Consider the following 7787-nt stretch of genomic DNA (forward strand, 5'->3'; position numbering starts at 1 on the left):
GAAGGATGCGAATCGTATGTTGTGGCTATCGAAGTCCCAAACCAAATGGCAAGCGGTTTGTCTATCGGGCGTGTTGACCGTGGCGCCGTGTGCATTGGCAGGCAAGATAGATCCAGTGCGTGTGACTTGGGCCGGCTATACCTCTCGCAGCATCCTTCTCACCATGACGGACGAGGATTCGCCAACGAACTTATTTTCGCCGGCGCAAAGACTGTCGTGGGCGCGTTGGGTGGGTATGCCCGATAACGTCAATTTTGATGGCAGTTTGGGGCCCGCGCCGTCGTTTGTCCCGGATAGCTGGTTGCCAGAATCTTGGGCCAGTTCATTTCGAGAAGCTGAATTGCCTGAGTACCATCATGTCTTGTTCGGCGCAGGGACCAATGGTGAACGGGAATCGATTTTGGCAGTTAACCGTCGTGGCGCGGATTCACCATGGGTGCTGGGGGGCTCGCTTGAGCATCTTGGGAGCAATGGTGAAGTCCATAACATGTTTTTAGAGGATGATGATGGAGCAGCCCGTGAGGCGTCGCAGTTCCGCCTCCATTTGGCCTGGTTGGACGAAAACTGGTTCACAGGGCTGGAAGTGGCGCGACGACACCTACGGACGGGTGATGATTGGGTGAGGTGGTTTGAGTTGCCACAACGCGTACGCAATACAGATGTCGTCGGATACGACAAGACGACCGCCGATGGTGCCCATTGGTTTTGGCACGGACATTGGGGGAGTGGTGGCACCCTTCGGTTAGACAGCGAGTACACCGAAGCCACCCGAAATATCCTGCAAGATGTCGATGGGAACCCAGCACGGGTGGAGATGTTTGGCTTGCAATCTGAATTGACCAAATGGGCGCATCGGGCGCAACTGGATTATGTGTGGGCGAGCGGCGGTGTGTCGGGGCTTGATATCAGCTGGCAAGAGGAGCAAATCCAGGAGAGTAGCCTAAATTGGGGACTGTTGCTGCCGTCCTTGCCTTTAGAACAGGTTTTTCTGGGATTCCTGTCCGACCAAACGACCACCCGAAAGGCGTCGGTCGTTTATCACCAGTGGCAAGTCAAGGACGACTTGACCGCGCGTGTGTCGTGGCAGAATGTGGACTGGTCGTATGACCGGAAAGAAGCGGACAAAGCCAGCGTGCCAGGACTTTTGCCAGACGACAGTTTGTTCCGGGCAGCCGCCAGCGAAGGTCAGTTTGATGCAGAACTTTGGCAGCTTGGCTTGAATTGGCAATATTCAGAGCACAGCGCGCTGCAATTTGAGCTGGCCGAAACATATGCCCCTGGAGGCGTTTCCTACAATTTGGTCACTGGCCTCCGAAGCCCTTTTCGACCAGAGACGGGAAACCGAATCGAACTGAAGTACGTGTTCGAGCCATTGCCATGGTCGCATCAATTATCCGTGTGGCGAGAGGTGGTGGACGATAAGCAAATCCTGGTCTTTGCCAGAATTGAGAACCCCTACAGCTCGCTTATCATCAATGTGCCACAGGGATTTATCCAGGGAATCAGCTATGAAGGCGGCTGGCACAGTGAAAACACCGATGTCGTTTGGTCCTTTGTGTGGCAAGACTCGGGCTTTTCAAATCTTGGTCCGGGATTTCGACGCCTTCGCGATCGCGAGTGGCCGCTGTCGCCAGCGCGTCAGTTTCAATTCCTTGTCAATCACCGGTTCTCTGATCGGTGGTCATTTGGCGTAGAAGTGCAGTCTATGTCGGCACAGTGGCTTGATGTCCAAAGTCCGTCGGAAGACAAATTGCCCGAATGGACCAGCATTGGTGGGAAGCTGCGCTATGAGCGGGGCGCTTGGGCAGTTGAATTGTGGGGCACCAACTTGACCGACACAATCATCTATCGCTATCGGTCGATAGGATCAAATACTGCGATGGTCGCCGATGGTCGGCAAATTGGCATTCGTGTGGAGTGGACGAGAGAAAAAACACAATGAGATATTTGCATGCGATGATTCGTACCAACGATCCTGAAGGCTCGATCCGATTTTATTGTGACGGGCTGGGTTTGCAGTTATTACGCACCAAAGAAGTGCCGGAAGGACGGTTCACCCTGTATTTTCTCGGCGAGTCAGAGGCAAGCCCAATGATAGAACTGACCTATAACTGGGATGAACGTGAGTACACCAGTGGCGACCAGTTCGGTCATCTCGCCTTTGGTTGTGAGGATATTTACGCTGCATGCGAACATTTGCAGTCGATGGGGGTGGCGATTCTACGGCCGCCCCGTGATGGCCGCATGGCGTTCGTCAAGGATCCAAACGGCATTTCTATTGAGCTTTTGCAGATGGGGGCGCCTTTGCCAGCCAAACAGCCGTGGGTGGATATGCCAAATCAAGGAAGCTGGTAAATGATGGACAATATCCGTTTGACCCAATATAGCCATGGGGCAGGTTGCGGTTGCAAGATTGCACCTCAGGTACTTTCCGAGATCCTTGCGGCTTTGCCAAAAACCGCACCCAGCCCGAACCTGTTGGTCGGCCACGGCAGTCGTGACGATGCGGCGGTATTTGACCTCGGTGATGGCACGGCGGTGATTTCGACCACCGATTTCTTCATGCCCATTGTCGATGACCCTTATATGTTTGGACAAATTGCTGCGACCAACGCCTTGAGCGACGTATACGCGATGGGGGGCAAGCCATTGATGGCGATTGCCATACTCGGCTGGCCGATCGACAAACTTGGACCGGACGTCGCAGCACAAGTGCTTGCGGGTGGGCAAGCCGCCTGCCAAGGCGCTGGGATTGTCATTGCAGGAGGGCACAGCATAGATGCGCCGGAGCCAATCTTCGGACTGGCCGTGACTGGCCGTGTCCCGATTGCTCGCCTCAAGCGAAATGACACAGCCAAGCCAAATGACCGGCTATTTTTGACCAAGCCACTAGGGGTTGGCATTTTGTCAACGGCGGAAAAGAAAGGCTGGTTGGCTGGTGATGACAATGTGGCGCGCCGCTGGATGTGTCAACTGAACCACGTCGGGGAGCAACTTGCGGCGTTGCCGGGGGTGCATGCGATGACCGATGTGACAGGGTTTGGTTTGGCTGGCCATTTATTAGAAATGTGTCAGGGGGCAGGTGTCAGTGCGACCTTGGACAGCAACAAAATTCCGGTGCTGGATGAAGCGTGGCACTGGTTAGACAAAGGGGCTGTGCCTGGAGGCACGGCACGGAACTTTGCAAGTTATGGTCAGCATCTGCGTGTCTCTGATAATCGATGGCGCGATATTTTATGTGATCCACAAACCAGTGGTGGCTTGTTGATTGCTGTGGATGCCAGCGCGGCAGAGGAGGTCAGGCAGCTGCTCGCTGAACAAGCATTGCCTGCCGAACCCATCGGTCAACTGGTTCCGGCAGGTGATGGGCTTTCTGTGTCACTGGTCTGACTGACGCTTACGCAACAGTCGGTCAATTTCGGCAAAAAGTTTGCGTGCGCTTCCCGTCATCCCTGCATCAGTGCGGTAGCGGCCATTGACCACAAAGGTCGGCACGCTGTCAATGCGGAAGCGGCGCGCTAGCTGCTCGGCGTCTTCAAGTTCCTGTTTTAACGCATCACTGGCCAGCGTGCTTTCGACTTTGGCACGAGGGATGCCAAGCGCCACGAAGAATGAGATCAAGTCTTCATCAGTCGCAATTGGACGACGCTCAACATGAATGCGTTGGAAGACCATGGGGTGACTTTTGTCGAGCACGCCAAGAAGCTCACCCAAGTAGTAGGCGCGCATGAGCACGCGGCCCTGTGGTCGCCCAAAACTCACTGGAACACGGACGAACGCCACCGATGGCGGGAGCTTTCGACGCCACGCCTTGACCATAGGTTCCAACTGGTAACAATGTGGACAGAAATAGCCGAAAAACTCGAAGACGGTTGGTTGCGAGACTTCAAGTGGTTCCGGCACAATTCGGTAGGGGCCGTCGGGCTTTGGTTCGCAGCCAGCGATGAACACAAACGCCACGGCCAATGTTAAGCGTGCTACGAATTTCGTCATCACGTGTCTCCTATGGACGATAGACCAGCACATTGTCGTGCCCTTTTTCTTTCAGTTCAACGGCTTGCATTTGGCTCATCACGCCACGATCGCAATAGAGCAAATAACGTCTGCTGTGATCTAATTCAGGAAACTTTCGACCCAGCTCGTAAAATGGGATGGAAAGCACTTGGTTATTGGTCAGATGAAGCGGTTTGGCTTCCTGTTCGTCTGGATGGCGGACGTCGATGATCACATCATCCTTTTGCGGCGTAGCCACAATGGTGACATCGTGCAATGTTTTGACGCTTTCCATCACTTGATCGATTGGGGTCACTTGTGCCTTGGCCACGGCTTCGTCGAGTAAGTGCATATCCATTTTGGCTTCTTCGGCAAGTACATCTTCGAGTTTGGCGGCGGTGTGCGGACGATCAGAAATCACACCACAATACTCGGGCATGGTCTTGGCGAAATCTTCGGTGCCGATTTCTCGTGCCATGCGGATGATTTGCTCCTTGTCCCAACAGGCGAGCGGGCGAAGAATGAGAGCGGGTGTTGCCTGATCGATGACGGACAGGTTGATCATGGTTTGGCTGGAGACTTGTGCGATGCTTTCGCCAGTGACCAGTCCTGGAATGTCCCAGCGTTTTGCCAGTGAAGCTGCCGCACGCACCATGCAACGTTTGAGAATGACGCCCATATAGGAGTGATGTACTTTGGTGAGAATTTCACCGACGACATCGGCAAAGGGGACCGAAATAAAGTGGACACGCTGCGATGCGCCGTAACGTGACCACAAATAATGGGCCACCTGTTTGACACCGACTTCGTGCGCCAGGCCGCCGAGGTTAAAAAAGCAAAAGTGGGTACGAACCCCGCGCTTCATCATAAGAAAGCTGGACACCGTCGAATCAAAGCCACCTGATATCAGGGACAGACAGCTCTCTTGGCCACCAAGTGGGTAGCCTCCAAGCCCTTCGTAACGGGCGCCGACGATGTGCAGTTTTTGATCCTTGATTTCTAGTGTCACCTGGACTTCTGGTTCGGTTAACGAGACACCTTTCGGCTTGCCGGCCGCATAAAGTGCAGCCCCTACGGCGCGTTCTATGTCACCAGACTTGAACGGATGTCGACCAGCACGCTTGGCGCGCACGCAGAACGTTTTTCCGGTGATTTGGTTCGCATAGATTGGGCAGACAATGTTGATAATGTCATCGAGCGTTTCGAACGTGTAGGTATCGACGCGGAGGAAGTGGTGGATGCCGGGGGTGCGTTTGAGGATATCAATCACTTCCGCTTGCTGGGCTTCATTGAGCGTTGGGGCGTGAATGGTAATTCTGTCCCAGCTGCCCACCACGTCGATACCAGACGCAATCGGTTTAAGCAGTCGCCGAATATTGTTGCGCAATTGTTTGACCAGGCGCTGGCGAACGGTCTTACTTTTGATAATGATTTCCGGAAAGATTTTGACGATTAGTTGCATAGTGATGCGGCACGATTAGGCTGGCGCAGAATTATACCTGTTATTGCAGGAAATTTCAGAAAGTGTATTGCATTCGCGCAACGCCTTATGTGTCCGCGGCAGCGTGCGTTATAATGTACATCTTTCCTGCAATTGGTCACACTTATGCTGTCTGAAAGCTACTGGCGCCGTTTTTCGGGCATCGCTCGTCTTTATGGACGCGATGTCATGTCACATTTTTCCCAAGCGCATGTCATGGTCATTGGCTTGGGTGGTGTTGGCACTTGGGCAGCAGAAGCGCTGGCGCGTTCTGGCATTGGTTACCTTAGTCTGGTCGATTTGGATGACATTTGCGTCAGTAACAGCAATCGCCAGTTGCACACGCTTGCCTCCACCATTGGCCAGTCCAAGACACAAGTGATGGCGGATCGGTTACGTGACATCAATCCCGAGCTGGAGGTGCGCTGTGTCGAGGATTTCATCAGTACCGATAACATTCCCGAAATTGTCACCGAACAAATTGATGTGGTGGTGGATGCCATCGACAGCGTGATTTCAAAAGCTGCTCTCATTGCTTGGTGCAAGCGTCGAAAAATAAAAATTATTGTGTGTGGCGGAGCGGGTGGCCAAATCGATCCACTGGCGGTGAATGTGAAGGATCTCGCTAAAGTGCAGGGTGATCCGCTGCTTGCCAAAGTGCGTCACGAATTGCGTCGAAATTATGGCTTTTCACGTAATCCGAAACGAAAATTTTCGATTGAAGCCGTGTTTTCGACGGAACAGTTGATTTACCCATGGGCGGATGGCCGCGTTTGCCGGTCACGCCCGCCAGAAAATGGCCCACAAAAGTTAGACTGCAGCGACGGGTTTGGGGCGGCCAGTTTTGTCACTGGCACCTTTGGGTTCGTGGCGGCGGCACGTGCCCTTCATTACCTGGCCAATCGGGCTCAGCCCTCGTCCGCTAAGACCGCTGACAGCACTGATTGAAGGCCATGGCGCCGACTGTCGGGCAGTCGGCGGCTCATGCCAACGATCTCAAAAGCGGCGAGAAGATTGTCGACTGTATGTTGCCGCGGTGATAGAAAGTGGTCATAAGACTGCAATAGCCTGAGTTGCCCGCACACGACTTTGGATGGCGACCACGCAGCCCACGGGATCACGCCCATTCCGGGCTGGCGTACCAGATACACGGGCACTTCACAGCCCGCGATGCGATAATCTTCGCTTTGCCAATCTTCCGGCCAAGCTGGCAAAGCCTTGGCCAGTTCAATCATCAATTTCTGCTGCGTTTGCCATGGCTTTCCTTGCAGTTCGGCGGCAAGCTCAGACCAGTCAGGTGGAGAGAAAAATGGCATCAGTGGATTCATTGCAGCAAGTCCAAGGCATACTCTAGGGCGTTGAGGCACTGATCAATATCATTTTCGGTATTGTAAACGCCAATTGAAATACGCACCGCGCCAGGCAAATGCCACTTCTCGTAGAGCGGATGAGCGCAATGTTGGCCGGCGCGAACCATCACCCCCTGTTCATCTAGCAAAGTCGCCACGTCATAGGGGTGAATGCCATCAATCACGAAGCTCAGCAGTGGTACGCGCGGCAACCCGGGCTCACCGAGTAAGCGAAGCCCCGGAATGGACTTAAGACCATGCAACAGACGTTGGGTAAGCTGATGCTCATGCGTGCGTATCGCTTTAAGATCTTGACTCGCTAGCCATTGCACTGCCGCATGCCAGCCAATGGCGCCAATGATGTTGGGGGTCCCCGCTTCGAAGCGAAGTGGCAGTTGGGCGAACTGGACGTCATCCAAGGTGACCCGGGCAACCATCTCACCGCCAAACATGACGGGATCCATTTCTTCTAAGCGTTCTGGTTTCGATAACAAGGCGCCAATGCCGGTTGGGCCATACATTTTGTGTGCTGACAGCGCGACAAAATCCACATCCAGCTGTGAAAAAGAAAACTGTAAGTGTGCGCCCACTTGTGCAGCGTCGATCAGTATTTTAGCGCCATTGGCTCTGACCAAGGCGGAGATTTCGTCAATGGGCTGAATAATGCCCGTCACATTGGAAGCAAAATGGAGCGCGACAAGCCGCGTCTTGGGTGTCAAACAAGCTTCCAGATCATCAAGGCAAATCTGCCCGTCTGTCGTCAGTGGACAGTAGATGACTTTCACGCCGTATCGTTGCAATTGCTGCCATGGGACAAAGTTGGCGTGGTGTTCAGCGAGCGACACCACAATTTCTTCGCCGGCCTTGATATGGCGCTTGGCCCAGCCGAATGCGACAAGGTTGATCGCCTCAGTAGTGCCACGTGTCCAGATCAGCATATCGTCAGCGCCCACGCCAAACCAATC

8 protein-coding genes are annotated in these 7787 nt (G+C 53.8%); 4 read left to right on the forward strand and 4 right to left on the reverse strand.

The features are described 5' to 3' along the window. From D6694_10860 to selD, 3 genes are all read left to right on the forward strand, one after another. The coding region (locus D6694_10860) for a TonB-dependent receptor (GenBank protein ID RMH39771.1) at positions 1–1942 on the forward strand (1942 nt) is incomplete at its 5' end. After that, complete coding sequence (gloA, locus tag D6694_10865) at positions 1939–2355, forward strand: lactoylglutathione lyase (GenBank protein RMH39772.1); 417 nt, start codon at positions 1939–1941, stop codon at positions 2353–2355. The genes D6694_10860 and gloA, both read left to right, overlap by 4 nt. A gap of 3 nt (positions 2356–2358) precedes the next feature. Then, complete coding sequence (selD, locus tag D6694_10870) at positions 2359–3390, forward strand: selenide, water dikinase SelD (protein RMH39777.1); 1032 nt, start codon at positions 2359–2361, stop codon at positions 3388–3390. Here the strand turns inward: selD and D6694_10875 are convergent. Together D6694_10875 and thiI are read right to left on the reverse strand one after the other, a co-directional pair. Next, positions 3379–4026 carry a thiol:disulfide interchange protein DsbA/DsbL gene (locus D6694_10875; protein ID RMH39773.1) on the reverse strand — a complete coding sequence of 216 codons (648 nt, stop codon included), beginning with the start codon at positions 4024–4026 and terminating at the stop codon, positions 3379–3381. The two genes, selD and D6694_10875, sit on opposite strands and share 12 nt — an antisense overlap. Further along, positions 4004–5455: a tRNA 4-thiouridine(8) synthase ThiI gene (gene thiI, locus D6694_10880; protein RMH39774.1), complete on the reverse strand. Its 1452-nt coding sequence runs from the start codon at positions 5453–5455 to the stop codon at positions 4004–4006. Before thiI ends, D6694_10875 begins: the two co-directional genes overlap by 23 nt. 147 nt (positions 5456–5602) lie before the next feature. Between thiI and tcdA the strand changes: the two genes are divergently transcribed. Next, complete coding sequence (gene tcdA / locus D6694_10885) at positions 5603–6421, forward strand: tRNA cyclic N6-threonylcarbamoyladenosine(37) synthase TcdA (protein ID RMH39778.1); 819 nt, start codon at positions 5603–5605, stop codon at positions 6419–6421. Here the strand turns inward: tcdA and D6694_10890 are convergent. Together D6694_10890 and D6694_10895 are read right to left on the reverse strand one after the other, a co-directional pair. Next, complete coding sequence (locus D6694_10890; protein RMH39775.1) at positions 6382–6801, reverse strand: hypothetical protein; 420 nt, start codon at positions 6799–6801, stop codon at positions 6382–6384. The two genes, tcdA and D6694_10890, sit on opposite strands and share 40 nt — an antisense overlap. After that, a partial coding sequence (locus D6694_10895) for a cysteine desulfurase (GenBank protein RMH39776.1) occupies positions 6798–7787 on the reverse strand: 990 nt, incomplete at its 5' end. The genes D6694_10890 and D6694_10895, both read right to left, overlap by 4 nt.

Source organism: Gammaproteobacteria bacterium (assembly GCA_003696665.1).
In the GTDB taxonomy this organism is placed as follows: domain Bacteria; phylum Pseudomonadota; class Gammaproteobacteria; order Enterobacterales.

Coding starts and splice junctions, on each gene's coding strand:
- gloA (RMH39772.1), top strand. CDS start 1,939: ATGAGATATTTGCATGCGATGATTCGTACCAACGATCCTGAAGGCTCG.
- selD (RMH39777.1), top strand. CDS start 2,359: ATGGACAATATCCGTTTGACCCAATATAGCCATGGGGCAGGTTGCGGT.
- D6694_10875 (RMH39773.1), bottom strand. CDS start 4,026: ATGTGCTGGTCTATCGTCCATAGGAGACACGTGATGACGAAATTCGTA.
- thiI (RMH39774.1), bottom strand. CDS start 5,455: ATGCAACTAATCGTCAAAATCTTTCCGGAAATCATTATCAAAAGTAAG.
- D6694_10890 (RMH39775.1), bottom strand. CDS start 6,801: ATGAATCCACTGATGCCATTTTTCTCTCCACCTGACTGGTCTGAGCTT.